A 19659-nucleotide genomic window follows, 5' to 3' on the forward strand; every position below is an offset into this window, starting at 1 on the left:
AACCAGTCGTTAATTTGGAAATTATACATACAATATCAGCATTAAAAACGGTACTTCAACCTTTTAAAAAGGCAAAATCTAAAGTAGCTTTAGTTCCTACAATGGGGGCTTTGCACAAGGGGCACTTATCTCTTATAGAGATTGCACAACAGCATGCTGATATAGTAGTGTGTAGTATTTTCGTAAACCCAACACAATTTACAGACCCTAAAGACCTAGAGAAATATCCTAGGCCACTGGAGCACGATATTAAGATGCTAACGGAAGCTGGATGTGATTTTGTATTTATGCCCACTGTTAAAGAAATGTATCCAACTTTTCCTAAATTAGAAAATTGGCACATAGATTTAGGTAACGCTGAGTTTTTGCTGGAAGGAGAATTTAGAAAAGGACATTACCAAGGAGTTACACAGATTGTGAAGAAACTATTTGACGCTGTTAATCCAGACATTGCATTTTTTGGACAGAAGGATTTTCAGCAGGTACTGATGATTAAAAACATGGTGAAACATTTTAATATGCCTTTAGAAATTGTCTCTTGCCCCATTATCAGAGAAAGTGATGGATTAGCAATGAGTTCAAGAAATATCCATCTCTCAAATGTTGATCGAGAGAATGCTTTAATATTAAGCAAAGCATTACAGTTTGTAAGGGATAACTTTGAAAAACTAAGCGTAATAGAACTATTAGCTTCTGCAAAAGAAATGATTAATGGAACACAAGGCGTAGATCTGGATTATTTTACAATTGCAAATGGGGAAACTTTATTGCCTATTAAGGATAAAGAAGCAAAGAATCTCATTGCATTGGTTGCAGCTAAAGTTGGCCAAACCAGACTAATAGATAATATGCTTCTTAATTAAACTTGAGTTTTTGACTTTGAGCTGAGAACTATTAGCTCCAAACTTTAAACTTTATTCCTAACTTTGCGGAATGATTATCGAGATTCTAAAATCGAAAATACACCGTGTTAAAGTAACGCAGGCAGAATTAAATTACGTAGGTAGTATTACAATAGATGAAGATTTATTAGATGCAGCCAATATTATTGCAAATGAGAAAGTTCAAATTGTAAATAATAATAACGGAGAACGTTTCGAAACTTATGCCATTAGAGGTGAAAGAGGTACCGGTACAATTTGCTTAAATGGCGCAACAGCCAGAAAAGTGCAAGTTGGTGATATCTTGATTATCATGTCTTATGGCTCACTTCCTATGGAAGAGGCCAAAAAATATCAGCCTATTCTTGTTTTTCCAGATGATAATAATAAGTTATTGAAATAATAGCTTTATCAATTGGCTCTATTCTCTTCATCACTCTTTTTGTTTTCCCGGGCTTTATAAGTTGAATTGCCAAAATTATAGGTTAAGCTGAAGACGAGTCGCTGGGATGCGAAGTAGTGGTAAAAATCATTATTAAACATAGTTTTATCTCTAAAAATAAGTCTTCTTTTGATGTTGTCGAATGCATCATAGAGGGTAAGCTTAGTGTTAATTGTATTCTTTAACCAGGCCTTTTGAAGTCCGAAGTCAATTCCATACACAGGTTTCATGATGTAAAGCCCATTTCCACTTTTTGATTCGTAGGTATAACTCAGGTCTAATAACCATTCTTTTAAACTAAAAACTTGGCTCCCATTAAGCGTATAGTTATAGATAGGTATTTTATAGACGTTTCCGAAATAAGGCCTTAATTCCTTATTATAATACAGGCCAGCATTATTGTTCATCCTCCACCATTTATTTACTGTTACCGGTAAGCTTACCAAGATGTTAGCAAAATCTCTATAAGGGATGTTTCGGCCCAAAAAAATCAACTCGTTGGTCTCCGGATTGTATTCAGGATAGCGCTCCATGGGGTTAATCTCTCGCCCAGCATTTAGTGAGATGTTTAGCACTTTCCTGCTAAAAGAGAGTGCGAGAAGATTTGTTGTAGAGGGTTGTAGGTAAGGATTACCTATCCAATAGTGGCGCGGACTATAATAAAAACGGAATGGATTTAAAGCAGCAAAAGTTGGTCTTGTCAACCGTCTGCTGTAACTTAAAGTAAGCTGTTCATCTTTGTTAATAGCGTAAGTAAGGCTCAAGCTTGGCAGCCACTTTAGGTATCTTCTTTCGGTAATCATATTTGTGGTGATAGAATTAGCCTCGGTAGTAGTATGCTCTGTTCTTAAACTCAAACGATAATTAAATTTGTTCCAATTGCCGATATATGACAGATAGCCTGCTGCAATATACTCTTGATATTGGAACTGATTGCTACGCTTAAGATCTAAACTAAAAATAGCATCATTGCCTAATGTATCATAACGGAGATCGTTTTGAGTGGTGCTATAAGCAAATTTACCGCCAAATTCCAGTTTACCCACGCTCATATTTTTAACATAATCTACTTGAGCCATACGGATTAAGATGTTATTTCTCGACTTAGTCTTCCAATAGTTGAGCAATGTATTGGTAAAATCATTGCGGTTCTGAATATCTTCAGTCTGCCTGTTATCAACCTGGGCAAAAGAAGCAATTAGATGTAGTTCACTGCTCTTAAACTGAGCATCGTAATTGAAGCCTCCTGCATAATTGTGCTGTTTTGGAAAGGCATCGTTGTTGCTTTTAATAAGCCCAATTGTTTTGCTTAAATCAGGGTTTTGGGTAATTAACAAATTGCGTGATGTGGCTTCTCTAGTTATTTGGAAGTTACGGACAAAAGCTTCAATGTTTTGCCCTTTTTTAAGTTCATAAGAGATTTTTGCCTGAACATTATAATTCTGGTTTGCGGTAGCTGTCCGCGTGTCGGTAGTCATCGCATTAGCATCGGGCAAATACTGCAAAGCATGATACTTATAAAATGTGCTCCCAGTAGTATGGCCTAGTTTTAAGTCATAAATAAAGCGATTTGTTTTATAAACGAGCGATAAGTTATTGTCTAGTAAACTATAGTTATTCCGCTGAAAACGGCCATTGTAAGTTCCTTTTAAACCTAAAGATTGATGCCTCTTTAACTTTACATCGATAATTCCCTGATATTCGCCATCATATTTTGAAGAGGGTTGGTTAATAATTTCAATAGATTCGACCATGTCAGGTGATAAACTGCTCAAATAAGTTTGGATCTCGTCGTTATTCATGTTGGCCGGTTTTCCATCAACAAATAAGGTAGGGGTTGCTCGGCTGGCTAATTGCATTGTGCCGTCTTGATTAACCTGCAAGCCAGGGAGCTTTTTAAAAACGTCTAACAAATTGGAGGCGGACTTAAAGAATGCATTATTTGCAACACCAATTTTAAGCTGGCCATTTTGAGTGCGGAAGCTGGGTGTTCCGCCTGATATCGTAACTTCGCTTAATAAATTTAGCTCTTCAATTAAAATTACATCTCCAAGTGCCACAGTCCTTAAGACGGAAGTTTCAAAGGAAATAGTACGGGTGTTTCTTTGATATCCGATTAACGAGAAGGATAGAGTATATTTCCCTTTTCTTATGTTTTTTAATTCGAAGTTACCAATAGAATCACTCGTTAAACTTTTAACCTGAGTAGTGTCTTGTTGATCAACTAAAATAATATTTACATAAGGAAGATAGCCTCTTTGGTCTACTGTTTTTCCTTTAAGAAGGGTTTGCGAATGAACATTTAAGCTTAATAGTGTTAAGGAGAAGAAAAGCAGAAATCGTCTATTGAACATGTGTTTGGGGTTTTTGAATATCCCAAATGTATTTAGCTCAAGTGTGGAAGAGGTTTTGATTCTTAAAATCAGGAGTTCGGAATTATAAATTCAGACTTGGCTGAGTACTCCCCAGTGATTCTTTGTAAAGCGTTGGCGTTGTATTTTTAAGTTTTTTGAAAGCAGTATAGAAGGTAGATTTAGAGTTGAAACCAACTTCATATCCAATAGCTTCTAACTTAATGGCATTATTAGTAGCGATCAGTTGGCAAGCCTCATTTATACGATATTCATTAATATAAGCAGCAAAGCTTTTGCCTAAATTATCGTTAAGTAGCTGTGATAATTGATGACTTGAAATATTTATTTTTTTGGCAAGGTCATTTAATTTCAGATCAGGATTTTTATAGAGTTCTTGTTCTGATATAATTCGCTTGAGTTTTTCTGTTAAAGTAAGTGCCTGCTCTCCCCCAATTTTTTTATTGGCGTATCGCTCTGAATCTTGGACGTTCGAAAAAAGATTGCTGGTTTTCCTTCTGCTAATAAATAAGAAAACGTTCAGGTAAAGAATAAGTGAGAAAAATAAGGCGCCGCTAATGCAAGGGCCATTAAAAAAAGTGAAAACAGATAATTTGTAGGTAGCCGGGATTATTACATTACCTATAAATACAGATAGCAATAGTTTTTCTGTTGATGAGATCTTTTCTTTAGCGGTAAAAAGCCTAGTAAAAACATTTCTGAGCAGCCAACCAGATAATAAAATATACACGGTAAACTGGACAGAAATTATTGTTCCGATATAATTATTCCATATATCGGGTCGGCTATCAAAAGGGATAATGATACTGGGAATTACAATTGCCAAGGCCCAAAATAGATACGTCCATTTCTGTAGGACACTCACTTTAGAATTTTGTTCTAATGCCGATTTAATAAAATAGAAAAGAGAAGGGCCTACAAAAGAACTCCCTAAAATACCTATTTCGATATAGATCCCCGGTAAGGTTGGATAGAAGTAAAAAATAAAAGATTTACCGATTTTTAAGCAAAGTGCCAAGAGCAATAAGCCTAAAAAATAAGAAGTAACTGATTTTGATTTTTTGAAAGAGAGCAGATAGATGCTGATGATAAAACCGTTAAATGCTCCTAAAGCACTAAAGAAAAACAATATTTGTTGAGCCAGGTTCATTTAACAAAAATAACAATCTTACGCTAACGTAGCGTTTTTAACTAATAATCGTGGTTTGGAACGCCAAATATTGTCAGAATAGTAAAAGGAGGCATTTTATTATAAAAATTACTATGGTTGCATAGTAATTTCAAATAGAAATACTAAATTTGGAAAATCTAACCTTATTTAAATTATTATTATGCTTTTTGAGTTAAGTGAAGAACAACTGATGATACAACAGGCTGCGAGAGATTTTGCACAAGTGGAGTTGAAGCCTGGAGTTATTGAAAGAGATGAACATCAAAAATTCCCTACGGAACAGGTAAAAAAACTGGGAGAACTTGGGTTTTTAGGGATGATGGTTAGTCCCAAATATAATGGCAGCGGCATGGATGCTGTTTCTTATGTATTGGTAATGGAAGAACTTTCTAAAGTTGATGCATCAGCTTCTGTGGTTGTCTCTGTAAATAATTCATTAGTTTGTTATGGACTTGAAGCCTATGGTAGCGAAGCTCAGAAAGAAAAATATTTAAAGCCATTAGCCTCAGGAGAAAAAATTGGTGCATTCTGCTTATCAGAGCCAGAAGCAGGCTCAGATGCTACATCTCAACAAACTACCGCTGAAGATATGGGAGATTATTATTTGTTGAATGGTACTAAAAACTGGATTACTAATGGAAGTACAGCCAGCACTTATTTAGTTATTGCGCAAACCCATAAAGAATTAAGACATAAAGGAATTAATGCTTTTATTGTTGAAGCCGGAACACCTGGCTTTACCATTGGACCGAAAGAGAATAAGCTAGGAATTCGAGGCTCTGATACCCATTCATTAATGTTTAATGATGTAAAAGTCCCAAAAGAAAATAGAATTGGAGAAGATGGATTTGGATTTTCTTTTGCAATGAAAACATTAGAAGGTGGTAGAATTGGTATTGCTGCGCAGGCTTTAGGCATTGCTGCAGGAGCTTATGAATTAGCACTTAACTATTCAAAACAAAGAAAATCTTTTGGTAAACCGATTTCAGATCATCAAGCTATTGCTTTTAAATTGGCAGATATGGCTACTCACATTGAAGCCGCACGTATGTTGGTTTATAAGGCAGCTTGGTTAAAGGACCAAGGAAAATCTTATACATTGGCAGGTTCTATGGCTAAACTTTTTGCAAGTAAAGTTGCTATGGATGTTACTGTAGAAGCTGTACAAATACATGGAGGTTATGGTTTTGTGAAGGAATACCATGTAGAACGATTGATGCGTGATGCAAAAATTACTCAGATTTATGAGGGTACTTCAGAAATCCAAAAAATGGTTATCAGCAGAAGTATTTTAAGCAAGTGATGCTAACAGACCAAAGCTTAAAGCGAAAATATAAAAGCCACAAGAAAAAAATCTTTGTGGCTTTTGTGGTTAATTAGGTTGTTTCTTTCAATCCGAAAGTACAATTTAATATCAGTTGATCGTCGGTATGCCGTCCGTATATCGTCGGTTGACCGTCGATATGGGCTTTTCGACGGTCAACCGACGGTGAGTTGACGTAGACACGACGGTGAAAATGCATCTTTTTTAAGTCCGAGTTAATTCTTGCTCGTTCCAAATAAAGAATCTAATATCATCTTAATTAATGATACTGCAATTGCTAAAATAGCAGCGGCTAAGAAACCGGAAGTATTAAAACCTGTCATCCAGTTGTCTACCAATAAAATCATTAAGACAGTAATAACAAAAGAGATTAAACCAAGTGTTAATACATTTAATGGAAAAGTAAAAACTCTTAAAATTAATCCGATAGTTGCATTAGCTAATGCAATTAAAACAGCCGCAATAATAGCACTTCCAAAGCCATCAACGGAAACTCCAGGAACAATGTAAGCTCCAAGCATCATTGCCAAGCCCATTAGTAAAATTTCGAGAATAAGTTTCATCTGTTTATATTTATGCTTTTAGCGATCTAATGGAGCCTTTGATTAATAAATAATCATTTCATCTGTCGCTCATTTTAATTATATGCTAAGAGATCGCAGGCTCAGCTACTCTATGTTTAATAATTATTTAATTATGTCGGGTTCATCATGTTAATTTAGTTAGATGTTTAACAAAATAAGAATTTTAATAGCCTTAAATCTTTTATGGTTGCTATTTGCTTGCAATAGTACAAATAGTAAGCCATTGTTAATTGAGTTTTCTGCAGATAGCTCAAAAATTATAATTGGAGCTATTAATGAGGCTAGTTTATATCAGATTAAGAATAATATTAAAACAGACACGATTTATCAAGAGCTGGTTTCTGTGTTGCAAACACCAGAAGACGATGATTCAACAAGTATGGAAATTAATTGGCCTGGAAAATTAGATGTTATAGGCGATAGCCTGGTTTTTACACCAAAAACTCCATTCGTGAAAGGGAAAGTATATCTTGTAGAAACAATGTTGAATGCGCAGTTTGCTAGAAGCGAAGAGATTGTGAAATCAAATGTTGGACATAAAGTAAAAACTCAGCAACAAATTTTAAGACGATAATTTATACTTTGGCCTATATTATTTTCTAGCTTTCTACTAACTGCGTTATATTAAAGGGGCATACGATTTATTCAAAAAATAAAGTATGGATTGCCTTGAAAATTAATTTAGGATTTTACAATGTTGGTTGCCTTTATTCGCTTATTAGATACTAACACAACAATAACTGTCAATGAAAATACAAATTGGGATAATTTTTATTAAACATCTAAATTAGAAATAGGTATAACTTTTTTTTTGAAAAAATAATTCGTACATTTGCACGGTAATAGAGGAAGAAGAGGGGACAGAGTCCCCTTTTTTCTTTTGCAACAAATTAGGATATGCAAGTAGAAAAAAGAGTTAAAGAACTCGTAGAGGAAAAGATTGCAGACAGGCCTGAGCTGTTTTTAGTAGCTATCAAGATGCTGCCAAATAACAAACTTATTATCCATGTAGATGGTGATGAAGGCATAAGCATTCAGGATTGTGCAGCAATTAGTAGACATGTTGGTTTTCATTTAGAAGAAGAAAATACAATTGATAAGGCCTATAATTTAGAAGTTTCATCTCCAGGTGTTGGTGAGCCACTTCAATTAAATCGTCAATATCTTAAAAACATTGGCAGAGATTTAAGCGTTAAGCTAGCAGATGGTAAAGTGAAAGAAGGTAAGTTGCTCTCGGTTAACGATGCTTCCATAGGTGTAGAAGAAAAAGTAAAAGAAAAAGGTAAAAAAGTTCAACTGGTAGAAACCCAAATTGAATTTAATAATATAGTAGAAACAAAGGTTTTAATTTCATTTAAATAGAAAAATGAGCAATATTAACTTAATCGATTCATTCCAAGAGTTTAAAGACTTCAAGAATATCGACCGCCCTACAGTAATTAGTGTACTGGAAGAGGTATTTCGCAGTATGTTGCGTAAAAAATATGGAACAGATGAAAACTGTGACGTAATTGTAAACCCTGATAACGGGGATTTGGAAATCTGGAGAACCAGAAAAGTGATGGAAGATGGGTTTTCTGAAGATGATGATCTAGAAATTGAACTTGCTGAAGTAAAGCAATTAGATGCGGATATGGAAGTTGGTGATGATTACATTGAGCAAATTACTTTAGAAAGTTTCGGACGTAGAGCTATTTTAGCTGCTCGTCAAACTTTGGTTTCTAAGGTTTTGGAGTTAGAGAAAGACGAAATCTTCAAAAAATATAAAGATAGAGTTGGTGAGATTGTAACAGGTGAAGTTTACCAAGTTTGGAAAAAAGAAACTTTGGTATTAGATGATGAGGGCAACGAATTAATGATGCCTAAAACAGAACAAATCCCTGCAGATTATTTCAAAAAAGGAGATTCAGTTCGTGCTGTAATTTCTAAAGTTGACATGGTTAATGCAACTCCAAAAATTATCATCTCTAGAATTGCGCCAGAGTTTTTACAACGCTTATTCGAAATCGAAGTTCCAGAAATCTTTGATGGTTTAATTACCATTAAGAAAATTGTTCGCGAACCAGGAGAACGTGCTAAAGTTGCTGTTGAGTCTTATGATGATAGAATTGATCCGGTAGGAGCTTGTGTTGGTATGAAAGGTTCTCGTATCCACGGTATTGTGAGAGAATTAAAAAATGAAAATATTGATGTGATTAACTTCACGAACAATGTTTCATTATACATTCAACGTGCTTTAAGCCCAGCAAAAATCACATCTATTAAATTAGATGATGTTACAAAACATGCTTCAGTTTACTTAAAACCAGATCAGGTTTCATTAGCTATCGGTCGTGGTGGTCATAACATTAAATTGGCAGGCAAATTGACTGGATATGAAATTGATGTTTATCGTGAAGCAGGTGAAGAAGATGAAGATGTGGATATCGAAGAATTCTCAGATGAAATTGATAGCTGGATAATTGATGAGTTAAAGGCAATTGGTTGCGATACAGCAAAAAGTGTATTAGCTTTATCAGTAGATGAATTAGTAAAACGTACCGACTTAGAAGAAGAAACAATTAAAGAAGTAATTGGTATTCTTCAATCGGAATTTGAATAAACGTTCTATGCTTGAATAAACAAGGAATAAACGTTACTTTTGTATATAATTAGTAAATAATAGGATAATAGATGTCAGACGACAAAGCCATAATTTTATTTAAAGCAGCTAAAGAGCTTAACATAGGAATTGCTACAGCGGTAGATTTTCTTGGTAAGAAAGGCTTTGCTGTGGAAAATAAGCCCACTACAAAACTTTCTAAGGATATGTATGATACATTGATGAGAGAGTTTCAGGGGGATAAAATCGTAAAAGAAGAAGCCAATCAGATAGTTATAGGTAAAATTCGTCGTGATGAACCCGAAGTAGCTGAGAAAGCTCCTGAGGTGCCTAGAAAAAAACAAGATTTTGAAAACGAGGGGATTTTAATCAAAAACCTTCATTCATATACTCCTCCCGCTGAGAAGCCTAAGGAAGAAAAACCTGTTGAAGCTAAACCAGTTGAGCCAGTTGCGGAGGCTCCTGTTAAAGAAACTGCACCAGCAGAAGAAAGTTCATTACCAGGCGTTAAAGTTGTAGGTAAAATAGATCTTAACGATTTAAATCCTAAAACTCGCCCTGTAAAAAAAGAAGAACCTGCACCGGTTGTTGAAGCTAAAAAAGAGCCTTTACCAGTTGTTGAGCCTCCTAAAGTGGAAGCACCGAAAGCTGAAGAAGTACCAGTAGTGGAAAAACCTGCTCCTGTTGAGGAAGTAAAAGCACCAGTTGAAGAAACTAAGGTTGAAGAAAAACCTAAAGCTCCTGAACCAGTGGTAGCAACTCCTCCGGTAGCGCAAGTTCCAGCAGAAGATGAAGTAATTAAAGCTCGCTCGGTAAAATTATCAGGTCCAAATATTATTGGTAAAATTGTTTTGCCAACAACGCCAGACCGTAGAAATCAACCAGTAGCTTCATCAGGAGATAGTGAAGCAGCTAAACGGAAGCGTAAACGTAAAAAGACTCCTGGAGGTCCAAATGCACCTCAACAAGGTCAAGGTAATCAAGGCGGTCAAAGTCAACCTCAGCAGCAACAAGGTCAACAAGCTCCTCGTCCTGCAGGTACCGCTGCCCCAATTACAAACAGACCGGATTTTAGAAATAATACTAACAATACAGCTGGTGGTCGTCCAAACTTTAGAAATGCTAGACCAGGTGCACCAACATCAGGCGGGCCTAAAGAAGAACCAACAGAAAAAGAAATACAAGATCAGATTAAAGCAACACTTGCTCGTTTAAGTGGAGCAGGTAAGTCTGGTAAGTTTGCACAAAGAGCAAAATTACGTCGTCAAAAACGTGATGATGTTGCGTTAACTGCAGAAGAAGCAGCAGCAGAAGAACAATTACAGTCTAAAGTATTAAAGGTTACAGAATTTGTTACAGCAAATGAATTGGCCAATATGATGGATGTACCAGTAACCAAAATTATTGGTACTTGTATGAGTTTAGGTATGTTCGTTTCTATTAACCAACGTTTAGATGCTGAGACTTTAACAATTGTTGCTGATGAATTTGGCTATGAAATACAGTTTGTAAAAGCTGATGAAGAGGCTGATAGCGTAATTGAAGAAGAGGATGCAGCTGAAGATTTAGAAACAAGAGTGCCTGTTGTTACGATAATGGGTCACGTGGATCATGGTAAAACCTCATTGCTAGATTATATTCGTAAAGCAAATGTGGTAGCTGGTGAAGCAGGTGGTATTACACAGCATATTGGTGCTTATAAAGTAACTACAAACTCTGGTAAACAAGTTACCTTCTTAGATACACCGGGTCACGAAGCCTTTACAGCAATGCGTGCTCGTGGTGCAAAAGTAGCTGATATTGCAATTATTGTTATCGCTGCAGATGATGCGGTGATGCCACAAACTAAAGAAGCAATTAATCATGCTCAAGCTGCAGGTGTTCCATTGGTATTTGCATTTACAAAAATTGATAAGCCAGGAGCTAATTCAGATAAGGTAAAAGAACAATTATCGGTAATGAATATTTTGGTTGAAGATTGGGGTGGTAAATTCCAATCCCAAGAAATTTCAAGCAAAAGCGGATTAAATGTAGACTTGCTATTAGATAAAGTACTATTAGAAGCAGAATTATTAGAATTAAAAGCTAATCCTAACAAACGTGCTACCGGTACAGTTATCGAAGCAACATTAGATAAAGGTAGAGGTATCGTAACAACAGTACTAGTTCAAGCTGGTACACTGAGAGTTGGAGACCCAATCTTGGCAGGAAGTTATAGTGGTAAAGTGAAGGCTTTATTTAACGAACGTGGTGCAAAAGTTGCCGAAGCAGGACCTTCAGTACCGGTACAGGTATTGGGTATGCAAGGTGCTCCAACTGCGGGTGATAAGTTTAACGCAATGGAAAGTGAAGTAGAGGCTAGAGAGATTGCGAATAAACGTTTACAATTAATGCGTGAGCAAGGTTTACGTACACAGAAACATATTACTTTGGATGAGATTGGTCGTCGTTTGGCAATTGGTAACTTTAAAGAGTTAAACTTAATTGTTAAAGGTGACGTGGATGGTTCAATCGAGGCACTTGCCGATTCATTATTGAAACTATCTACTGAAGAGATCCAAATTAATATTATTGGTAAAGCAGTAGGTCAAATTTCAGAATCTGATGTATTATTAGCATCTGCTTCAGACGCAATCATCATCGGTTTCCAAGTACGCCCTTCGCCAGGAGCCCGTAAATTAGCAGAGGCTGAACAAATTGATATTCGTTTATATTCAATTATCTACGATGCAATCAATGAGATTAAAGCGGCAATGGAAGGTATGTTGGCTCCAGAATTCGAAGAGAAAATTGTGGCTAACGTTGAGATTAGAGATACCTTTAAAATTACTAAAGTTGGTACCATTGCAGGATGTATGGTATTAGATGGTAAGATTACTAGAAACAGTAAAATCCGTATCGTACGTGATGGTGTTGTAATTTATACAGGTGAATTGGCTTCGTTAAAACGTTTCAAAGATGATGTTAAGGAAGTATCTAAAGGTTACGAATGTGGTCTAAATATCCAAAACTTTAACAACATTGAAGTAGGCGATATTGTTGAAGCTTACGAACAAGTAGAGGTAAAACGAAAACTTTAATCAAAATATTTAAATAATTAAAGCGGCTCAAGGGCCGCTTTTTTATTAACTAAACATTTACCCAACTTGCTTTAAATACACGTTGCATTAATCAATGCTTGTGTTTATAAAATTTGAATATATTTGGATATGAAAAAATTCATCAGAAAAATTTTTGGCAAAAAACTAAGCTATGCGCAGATTAGTTATAGTCAACAAGGTGAAGACTTAACGCTTATGCGATTGATTGATCAAAAAAATAATGTTTTTTTTGTGGATATATTCAAACTTCAGTGATATGTTGAATTATCATCAGCATACCCCTATTCTTTTATTGGTATTCAATAGGCCAGAACTTACTGTTCAGGTGTTAAATCGCATTAAAGCTGTTAAACCTAAAAGATTATATATTGCCGCAGATGGTCCAAGAAACGAAGCTGAAGCTAAAATTTGTAACGATGTAAGGGCGCTTGCTATGACGATTGATTGGGATTGTGAACTTAAAACTTTATTTAGGGAACATAATTTAGGCTGTGGCAAAGCGGTGAGTGAAGGGATTACCTGGTTTTTTGAGCAAGAAGAAATGGGCATTGTTTTAGAAGATGATTGTTTGCCAGAACCTAGTTTCTTTGCTTTTTGTAGTACTTTGTTAAATCGTTTTAAAGATGATGAAACAATAGGTCACATTAGTGGATCAAACTTTCAAGATGGGATTATCCGTGGAGATGGAAGCTATTATTATTCAGATTTAACCCATGTTTGGGGATGGGCAAGTTGGAGAAGAGTATGGAAAGATTACGATTTCCAAATTAAAACTTTAGTAAATTTTGATCAGGGTTTTACTGGTTTTAAAGCACACCAAAATTTTGCTTTAAAGTGGAAGGAAATTTTCACTAAAGTTGCTCAAGGGGAAATAGATACCTGGGATTATCAATATGCTTATTTGAATTTATCGAAACACTACTTATCCATCATGCCTAATGTAAATTTGGTGCAGAACATTGGTATTGGTGAACAAGGAACGCATACTTTTGGAGATCATCCACTAGCAAATAAAGACCTAGGTTCGATAACCGAAATAATTTATCCATCAGATAAAACACAAAATGTAGAGGCTGATATTTACACCCAACAAAAAGAATTTTATATTCCTCCAATGAAAAAGAAGAATGTATTTTCAAAAACATGGAAAGCTATAAAAAAGTCAATTAGAAATAATGAAAAGTAAAATAACTGGTGGTAGTACTACTCTATTGTTTACTGCTAAAGTACTTAACAAACATGATATCAAGTATTATCAATGCAGCGAAACTGGATTTATCCAAACAGAAGAACCTTATTGGTTAGAGGAAGCTTACTCATCAGCCATAACAAAGTTGGATATTGGATTAGTTTCCAGAAATGAAGGTTTACGTGAAATAGTAATCCCAATTCTTAACCATTACTTCGATCCCAATGCTCAATTCTTAGATTACGCAGGTGGATATGGAATATTTACCAGGCAAATGAGAGATAAAGGGTTTAACTTTTATCATACGGATATTCATTGTAAAAATTTATTTGCAGAATACTTTGAACAGAGTGACTTACCAGCGGATTCAACCTTCGAAGCCATCACGGCATTTGAAGTTTTTGAACACCTTCCTGATCCAGTTGGGACCTTTAAAATTATGACATCCTATTCAGACACCATCATTTTAAGTACCGTTTTGCAGCCCGCAACACCACTAAAGTCCGTAGATGATTGGTGGTATTTTATCCCTGAAACTGGACAGCATGTTGCTTTATTTACTGCAAAGGCTTTAGAGCATATAGGCAACCAGTTCGGATACAATTTTTATACCGATGGACATGGGGTACATTTGTTCACCAAGAAAAAGTTGACAGGTAATCCGTTTCAGAAGAAAAGAGATCCTTTCTTAATTCGTAAAATGAGGAAAATGGTGAGAAAATACGATTTAACCCAAAATCCAGAACGTGAAACCTTGTTACAAAAAGATTGGACAGTGATTAAAAATAAATTGAAATAATTGCAACCTCATTACATCATAAAGAATAATGAAAATTTTATTTGACGGTCAGATTTTTTCCATGCAAAAGTTTGGAGGTATTTCTAGATATTTTACCGAATTGATTTATGAACTTAACCAAAGCCAGAATCATCAAGCAACTTGCCCAATTATTCTAACAAAAAATATCCACTATAACGAAAAGATAGCGAAAGGGATGAGTTTTATGGAAAGGTTAAAACTCATCGCCATGTTTAAATTTTCGGAAAAAAGAAGAAATAGATATGCAGCAAGGCAAAATCGAAAAAACATAGTTAATGCTTTAGCATGTAAACAATTTGATCTATTTGTCCCCACTTATTACGACCCCTACTTTTTACCTCTTATTGGTGATAAACCATATGTGTTAAATGTTTATGACCTGATCCATGAAATTTTTCCTACTTATTTTAAATCAGATGATCTGGCCTTAAATCATAAAGCAGAACTGATTGAGAAGGCAACTAAGATTATCGCGATTTCAAGTAGTACGAAAAAAGATATTCTAAAATTTTATCCAAATACGCCATCAGAAAAAATTGAAGTGGTTCATTTAGCAGGCAGTATTGATGCCACTTCTATTTTAGATTTGGATTTACCAAAATCTTATATTCTGTTTGTAGGAAATCGGGCACATTATAAAAATTTTGATTTCTTTTTTAAAGCTATTGCGCCCATTCTAAAAGAACAGTCAGCTTTATATTTGGTATGTGCTGGCGGGAATGAATTTAGTGCGGAAGAATTAGCTTTAATTTGCAGCCATGGTGTTGCTGAACAGGTTATCCAAAGGAATTTTAAAGATGTAGAGTTGGCAACGTATTATGTCAATGCCCAATGTTTTGTTTTCCCATCTGTATATGAAGGTTTCGGAATTCCCGTTCTAGAGTCAATGAGTTGCGGATGCCCAGTGGTTCTAGCAAACCATAGCTCATTCCCAGAAGTGGCAGGAGATGCGGGAATTTATTTTGAACTGGAAGATGAAGTGGATCTAAGGACAAAGGTTTCTGCTATTTTAGCTAACGATGAGTTAAGGGAAGAATTTAAGCAGAAGGGTCTTGCTCAATGCGAAAAATTTAGTTGGGAGAAAACGGCGAAAGAATGCATTTCGATATTTAATTCAATCAAATCAAATTGAAAGTAGCGATTATTACAGGCGTAACAGGACAAGATGGTGCCTATCTTTCTGCGTTATTATTGAAAAATAACTATACAGTAATTGGCTTAGTGAGGAACGATCAACCAAACTGGGCGGGTTTAGCTTATCTTAAAATTAAGGAGCAAGTTGAGCTTGTAAAATGTAATTTGCTGGATATCGAGCAAGTTAGAACTATCCTCATAAAATACCAACCTGATGAAATCTATAACCTAGCCGCACAGAGCTCTGTTTCACTATCTTTTGAAGAGCCAATTACCACCTTCGAATTCAATACATTGAGTGTTTTTAATCTGCTAGAGAGTATTAAATCCATTAATAAGGAAATTCGTTTTTATCAGGCTAGTAGCAGCGAAATGTGTGGGAAGGTAAATCAACTTCCAATTACCGAGAATAGCATTCTACATCCCTTGAGTCCGTATGCCACTTCTAAAGTCGCTGCGCACTTTACGTGTACAAATTATCGTGAAAGCTACGGAATGTATATTGCCTGTGGAATTCTGTTTAATCACGAATCCTATTTACGGAATGATAGTTTTTTCGTCAAAAAAGTAATTCAACAAAGTATCCAGATTAGCTTAGGTAATCAAACTCATTTGGAAGTTGGAAATATTGATGTTAAGCGTGACTTTGGCTACTCTCCAGCCTATGTAGAAGCTATGTATAAAATGCTCCAAAAAGATAAACCAGGTGATTATCTGGTGTGTTCTGGAGAATCCATCAGTTTAAGGGAAATTATTTATCATGTTTTTAGTGCTTTAGGTATATCCAGGGATAAATGTGTTGCCAACCCAAAATTCTATCGACCTAATGAAATTCAGAACATTTATGGAGATAATGCGAAAGCGAAACGCGAATTAGAATGGGATTATGATTTTAGTTTTTATCAAGTCCTAGATCTCCTAATTGCAGAAGAATTGGCTAATGTAAGCAAGTAGTTATTTTGCCTTTGGTAGAAAATAGAGGATGAGATTCATCATTCCTTTTAAAATCTTATAAGCAAAATTGTGTTTTTGGATATATAGAAAATGTCTTCCTCTTTTAGAATTGAATACTTTCATTTTTTCATAATCCTTAATGAATAGTGGAAAATACTTTTCTAAAGTCAACCGTCGTTCTTCATTCATGACTTTATGATTTGTCGTAATGGATGAAATTCCTGACACATCATAATCGCAAATAACTAAATCAATATGCCGATAAGCTATATTTGCTTTGCAAATGGCATACATAAAGAATTCCCAGTCTGATGCAATTTTGTAATCTTCATTGTAAAGAAATAGCTCCGTAAATAAAGATTTTCTTATAAAACTAGCTTGGTGAGAAAGGTTTTGAGAGAAGAAAAAATCAAAGCTTAATTCATCTGGATAAGTCCGAATAACTTTGCCATTGGGCTCAAGATAGGCAGAATTACCATATATTATACCAGTAGAAGAATATAAATAAGGTGTCACTTGGTGAAGTATGGTGCTGTTTGATAAAGTATCACCACTATTTAAAAATAAAAGAAACTGGCCTTTCGCCATTTTAATCCCTTTATTCATGGCCTGATAAATTCCTTTATCAGGTTCGCTCACCTTATAGGTAAAATGTTCTTGGTAAAGCGCTATCAATGCTGTGCTTCCGTCGGTACTAGCTCCATCAATTACAATAAATTCAAAGTTTTTATTGGTTTGATCAATTACGCTTTTAATTGTTTTGTGAAGCCCAGTTTTATTGTTATAATTGATGGTGATGATAGAAATCAATGGATCCATTTTATTGATGAGCTAAACGATTGAATAAATCTGCGAGTTGAATCTTCACTTCACTTGGAGAATAATTAAGAATAGATGCTGCCGCATTTTCCCTAATCTTCTGCCATAGGTGTGGGTTCTCATATAGTGCTATAGTCTTAACAGCAAACTCTTGTGGGTCATCGGCAATGCAAACCTGCTCTCCATCAGCTAAATTCATACCTTCAGCCCCAATTGTGGTAGTTACGATGGGAAGTCCGAATGCTAAACTTTGGCCAATTTTTCCCTTCATACCGGCCCCATAACGTAAGGGAGCAACAAAAACCCTACAAGAATTAAAGAAAGGCTCCAACTGTTCAACATAACCATGTACTTTTATTTTATCGTTTGCCAACGATAATACTTCTTTTTTAGGATTGTTACCTACTAAATGAATTTTAATATCTGGATTTTGTTTCCAAATCAAAGGCATAATATCATTACATAACCAAATGGCTGCATCAACATTTGGGGTATGATCGTAACTTCCAACAAATAACAGATCTTTTCTTTGGTCAAATTTATTTTGAACTGTATTTAATGGTAATGCATGAATATTGGGTACGACCATCGTGTTTGATATCCCTTCATTGATAAGCAGCTGTTGTTCTACGTCGGTAATGCAAACAGTAATGTCTGCTTTTTTTGCCAGAGATAACTCGAGTGCTTTATACCTTTTTGCTCTTGTTAAGGTCTTATCCGAATTTAATAACTTTCCTTCTCTTTCAAGTCTAATATAGTGAAGATCAACAGTATCGTAAATCCATTTTACATTAGGTTTGTGTTTACGAATGAAGCTGTACTTTTTATTTAAGCCTGGACGACATGCCCAAATATAGGTTGCATGTTTGGTTGCAGCCACAATATCATTTCTAAACTTCAGTTTACCAGCATAATTTAAAATTACTTCTATCCCATTTCTGGTTAACAAATCGTAGTAGGGTTGTTCTGCTTTGCCATTATCAGGAATAAATATGAGATGCAGATCTAAAGATTTGAAAATTTTAATCAATTCGTAAACCCGATGTGACCCTGATTCTTTATCATAACGAGGTAAATAAGAATCTACAATTACTAAAGTTTGCTGCTTAACATATTTGTAAACACTCGCTTCCGCTTGTTTTGGTGCTAAATAATTGCTAAGCTCTATCTTCCATTTCTCAGCAAATTTGATCTGATTAAGAACTTGGTAAGATTTTACGTTACCTTTCTTTGCATTTTTACCAGAGGTAATACCTTCAAAATGCACTAATTCTGATAAGGGATTATAAATTACTTTTTTGTTCAGCTTGTGCCTAACAGCAAAACAAAAATCCGTGTCCTCGTAATAAGCAGGCATGTAAAGCGTATCTAAACCATTTAATGCATCATAATCTAATTTACGAAACAAAATACTTGCGCCAGTGCAATAATCAGCTTCTCTTAAGTAGTTGTAAGCATGATAATTTGGATCTTGATAGCTGCCAAAATTAGTACAAGAACCATCTTTATAAACAATGCCCCCTGCTTCTTGCAGTAAACCAAAAGGTCTAATTAATTTAGAACCTACAAGTCCCACCGACAAATCGTTTTCAATTGGATTGAGTAATTCTTCTAACCAATTTTTTAAAATGATGGTATCATTGTTTAGCAAACAGATAAATTCACCTTTAGCACTTTCTATAGCTTTTCTACAAGAATTTAAAAAACCTAGATTGGTGCTGTTGTTAATTAACCTTACGCCATTTATTTTTTTAATTTGTTCGGCTGTGCTATCTGTAGAAGCATCATTAACTACAATGATTTCAACAGAAATATTATCTGCAAGATTTAATTTTAAGGAACGTAAACAATCTAATGTATATTGCAGTTGATTGTGGACAGGGATAATTATAGAAACTTTAGGACTGTTCTGAATATTAAACCACAGCTTGTCTAATGGCATATTTTTCTGATAATATACTGGAGTATATTCTTCTTTAACAAAGTATCTAAGCCCAAATAAAACTGAGATTTGAAATGATAATTTTGATGAAAAAGTGGTTAGTTTTTGGTCAGAATAAGATTGGAGTAAATTTTTGTTAAATCTAAATATCTGAAGCAAAACTAATAGTAGCCTCACAATAAGATAAGGATATAAAAGAATATCTATAAAGAAGTAGGGTAATGATCCCTTACTTTTTCTTCTATAGTACTTTCTATTAATTTGTAAACAAACTTTATAATTATTTCGGTCTATCCAACGGGTAATTTTATTTTTTGACATCCT

Annotated in this window: 16 protein-coding genes; 11 read left to right on the forward strand and 5 right to left on the reverse strand. The window is 35.0% G+C overall.

Annotated elements, in window-relative coordinates; genetic code table 11:
- The first annotated feature begins 14 nt into the window (after positions 1–14).
- Together panC and panD are read left to right on the forward strand one after the other, a co-directional pair.
- Positions 15–863: a pantoate--beta-alanine ligase gene (gene panC, locus FA048_RS04500; RefSeq protein WP_136839006.1), complete on the forward strand. Its 849-nt coding sequence runs from the start codon at positions 15–17 to the stop codon at positions 861–863.
- 70 nt (positions 864–933) lie between these two features.
- The gene (panD, locus tag FA048_RS04505; protein WP_136839007.1) at positions 934–1284 is read left to right on the forward strand and encodes an aspartate 1-decarboxylase; all 351 of its coding nucleotides are present in this window, start codon (positions 934–936) and stop codon (positions 1282–1284) included.
- An 8-nt stretch (positions 1285–1292) separates the two neighbouring features.
- Here the strand turns inward: panD and FA048_RS04510 are convergent, their stop codons facing one another.
- Both FA048_RS04510 and FA048_RS04515 read right to left on the reverse strand, forming a co-directional pair.
- Positions 1293–3677, reverse strand: coding sequence for an outer membrane beta-barrel protein (locus tag FA048_RS04510; RefSeq protein WP_136839008.1), 2385 nt, complete (start codon positions 3675–3677; stop codon positions 1293–1295).
- Between the two features lie 82 nt (positions 3678–3759).
- The gene (locus FA048_RS04515; RefSeq protein WP_136839009.1) at positions 3760–4845 is read right to left on the reverse strand and encodes a helix-turn-helix domain-containing protein; all 1086 of its coding nucleotides are present in this window, start codon (positions 4843–4845) and stop codon (positions 3760–3762) included.
- A 181-nt stretch (positions 4846–5026) separates the two neighbouring features.
- Between FA048_RS04515 and FA048_RS04520 the strand changes: the two genes are divergently transcribed.
- Positions 5027–6169 carry an acyl-CoA dehydrogenase gene (locus FA048_RS04520; protein ID WP_136839010.1) on the forward strand — a complete coding sequence of 381 codons (1143 nt, stop codon included), beginning with the start codon at positions 5027–5029 and terminating at the stop codon, positions 6167–6169.
- A 236-nt stretch (positions 6170–6405) separates the two neighbouring features.
- Here the strand turns inward: FA048_RS04520 and FA048_RS04525 are convergent, their stop codons facing one another.
- A complete protein-coding gene (locus FA048_RS04525) occupies positions 6406–6753 on the reverse strand; it encodes a phage holin family protein (RefSeq protein WP_136839011.1) in 348 nt (115 codons plus the stop codon).
- Between the two features lie 163 nt (positions 6754–6916).
- Between FA048_RS04525 and FA048_RS04530 the strand changes: the two genes are divergently transcribed.
- From FA048_RS04530 to FA048_RS04565, 8 genes are all read left to right on the forward strand, one after another.
- Positions 6917–7348 (forward strand): hypothetical protein, encoded by a 432-nt coding sequence (locus FA048_RS04530; RefSeq protein ID WP_136839012.1) that lies wholly within the window; start codon positions 6917–6919, stop codon positions 7346–7348.
- A gap of 323 nt (positions 7349–7671) precedes the next feature.
- A complete protein-coding gene (rimP, locus tag FA048_RS04535) occupies positions 7672–8136 on the forward strand; it encodes a ribosome assembly cofactor RimP (RefSeq protein ID WP_136839013.1) in 465 nt (154 codons plus the stop codon).
- A 4-nt stretch (positions 8137–8140) separates the two neighbouring features.
- Positions 8141–9376, forward strand: a complete 1236-nt coding sequence (nusA, locus tag FA048_RS04540; RefSeq protein WP_136839014.1) for a transcription termination factor NusA — start codon at positions 8141–8143, stop codon at positions 9374–9376.
- Positions 9377–9447: 71 nt separating this feature from the next.
- On the forward strand, positions 9448–12456 hold the full coding sequence (gene infB / locus FA048_RS04545; RefSeq protein ID WP_136839015.1) for a translation initiation factor IF-2: 3009 nt from the start codon (positions 9448–9450) through the stop codon (positions 12454–12456).
- 277 nt (positions 12457–12733) lie between these two features.
- Positions 12734–13663: a nucleotide-diphospho-sugar transferase gene (locus FA048_RS04550; protein WP_136839016.1), complete on the forward strand. Its 930-nt coding sequence runs from the start codon at positions 12734–12736 to the stop codon at positions 13661–13663.
- On the forward strand, positions 13653–14465 hold the full coding sequence (locus tag FA048_RS04555) for a class I SAM-dependent methyltransferase (protein ID WP_136839017.1): 813 nt from the start codon (positions 13653–13655) through the stop codon (positions 14463–14465). The genes FA048_RS04550 and FA048_RS04555 overlap by 11 nt, the downstream gene beginning before the upstream one ends.
- A 28-nt stretch (positions 14466–14493) precedes the next feature.
- Positions 14494–15618: a glycosyltransferase family 4 protein gene (locus tag FA048_RS04560; protein ID WP_136839018.1), complete on the forward strand. Its 1125-nt coding sequence runs from the start codon at positions 14494–14496 to the stop codon at positions 15616–15618.
- A complete protein-coding gene (locus FA048_RS04565; protein ID WP_136839019.1) occupies positions 15615–16574 on the forward strand; it encodes a GDP-mannose 4,6-dehydratase in 960 nt (319 codons plus the stop codon). Before FA048_RS04560 ends, FA048_RS04565 begins: the two co-directional genes overlap by 4 nt.
- On the opposite strand, the gene FA048_RS04570 is transcribed toward FA048_RS04565, so the two are convergent.
- Together FA048_RS04570 and FA048_RS04575 are read right to left on the reverse strand one after the other, a co-directional pair.
- Positions 16575–17393: a glycosyltransferase family 2 protein gene (locus FA048_RS04570; protein WP_136839020.1), complete on the reverse strand. Its 819-nt coding sequence runs from the start codon at positions 17391–17393 to the stop codon at positions 16575–16577.
- Between the two features lies 1 nt (position 17394).
- Positions 17395–19656, reverse strand: a complete 2262-nt coding sequence (locus FA048_RS04575) for a glycosyltransferase (RefSeq protein ID WP_136839021.1) — start codon at positions 19654–19656, stop codon at positions 17395–17397.
- Positions 19657–19659: the final 3 nt, after the last annotated feature.

Source organism: Pedobacter polaris (genome assembly GCF_005116505.1).
GTDB lineage: Bacteria > Bacteroidota > Bacteroidia > Sphingobacteriales > Sphingobacteriaceae > Pedobacter > Pedobacter polaris.

Coding starts and splice junctions, on each gene's coding strand:
- nusA (WP_136839014.1), top strand. CDS start 8,141: ATGAGCAATATTAACTTAATCGATTCATTCCAAGAGTTTAAAGACTTC.
- panD (WP_136839007.1), top strand. CDS start 934: ATGATTATCGAGATTCTAAAATCGAAAATACACCGTGTTAAAGTAACG.
- FA048_RS04520 (WP_136839010.1), top strand. CDS start 5,027: ATGCTTTTTGAGTTAAGTGAAGAACAACTGATGATACAACAGGCTGCG.
- FA048_RS04550 (WP_136839016.1), top strand. CDS start 12,734: ATGTTGAATTATCATCAGCATACCCCTATTCTTTTATTGGTATTCAAT.
- FA048_RS04555 (WP_136839017.1), top strand. CDS start 13,653: ATGAAAAGTAAAATAACTGGTGGTAGTACTACTCTATTGTTTACTGCT.
- rimP (WP_136839013.1), top strand. CDS start 7,672: ATGCAAGTAGAAAAAAGAGTTAAAGAACTCGTAGAGGAAAAGATTGCA.
- infB (WP_136839015.1), top strand. CDS start 9,448: ATGTCAGACGACAAAGCCATAATTTTATTTAAAGCAGCTAAAGAGCTT.
- FA048_RS04570 (WP_136839020.1), bottom strand. CDS start 17,393: ATGGATCCATTGATTTCTATCATCACCATCAATTATAACAATAAAACT.
- FA048_RS04560 (WP_136839018.1), top strand. CDS start 14,494: ATGAAAATTTTATTTGACGGTCAGATTTTTTCCATGCAAAAGTTTGGA.
- FA048_RS04575 (WP_136839021.1), bottom strand. CDS start 19,656: ATGTCAAAAAATAAAATTACCCGTTGGATAGACCGAAATAATTATAAA.
- FA048_RS04510 (WP_136839008.1), bottom strand. CDS start 3,677: ATGTTCAATAGACGATTTCTGCTTTTCTTCTCCTTAACACTATTAAGC.
- FA048_RS04525 (WP_136839011.1), bottom strand. CDS start 6,753: ATGAAACTTATTCTCGAAATTTTACTAATGGGCTTGGCAATGATGCTT.
- FA048_RS04515 (WP_136839009.1), bottom strand. CDS start 4,845: ATGAACCTGGCTCAACAAATATTGTTTTTCTTTAGTGCTTTAGGAGCA.
- FA048_RS04530 (WP_136839012.1), top strand. CDS start 6,917: ATGTTTAACAAAATAAGAATTTTAATAGCCTTAAATCTTTTATGGTTG.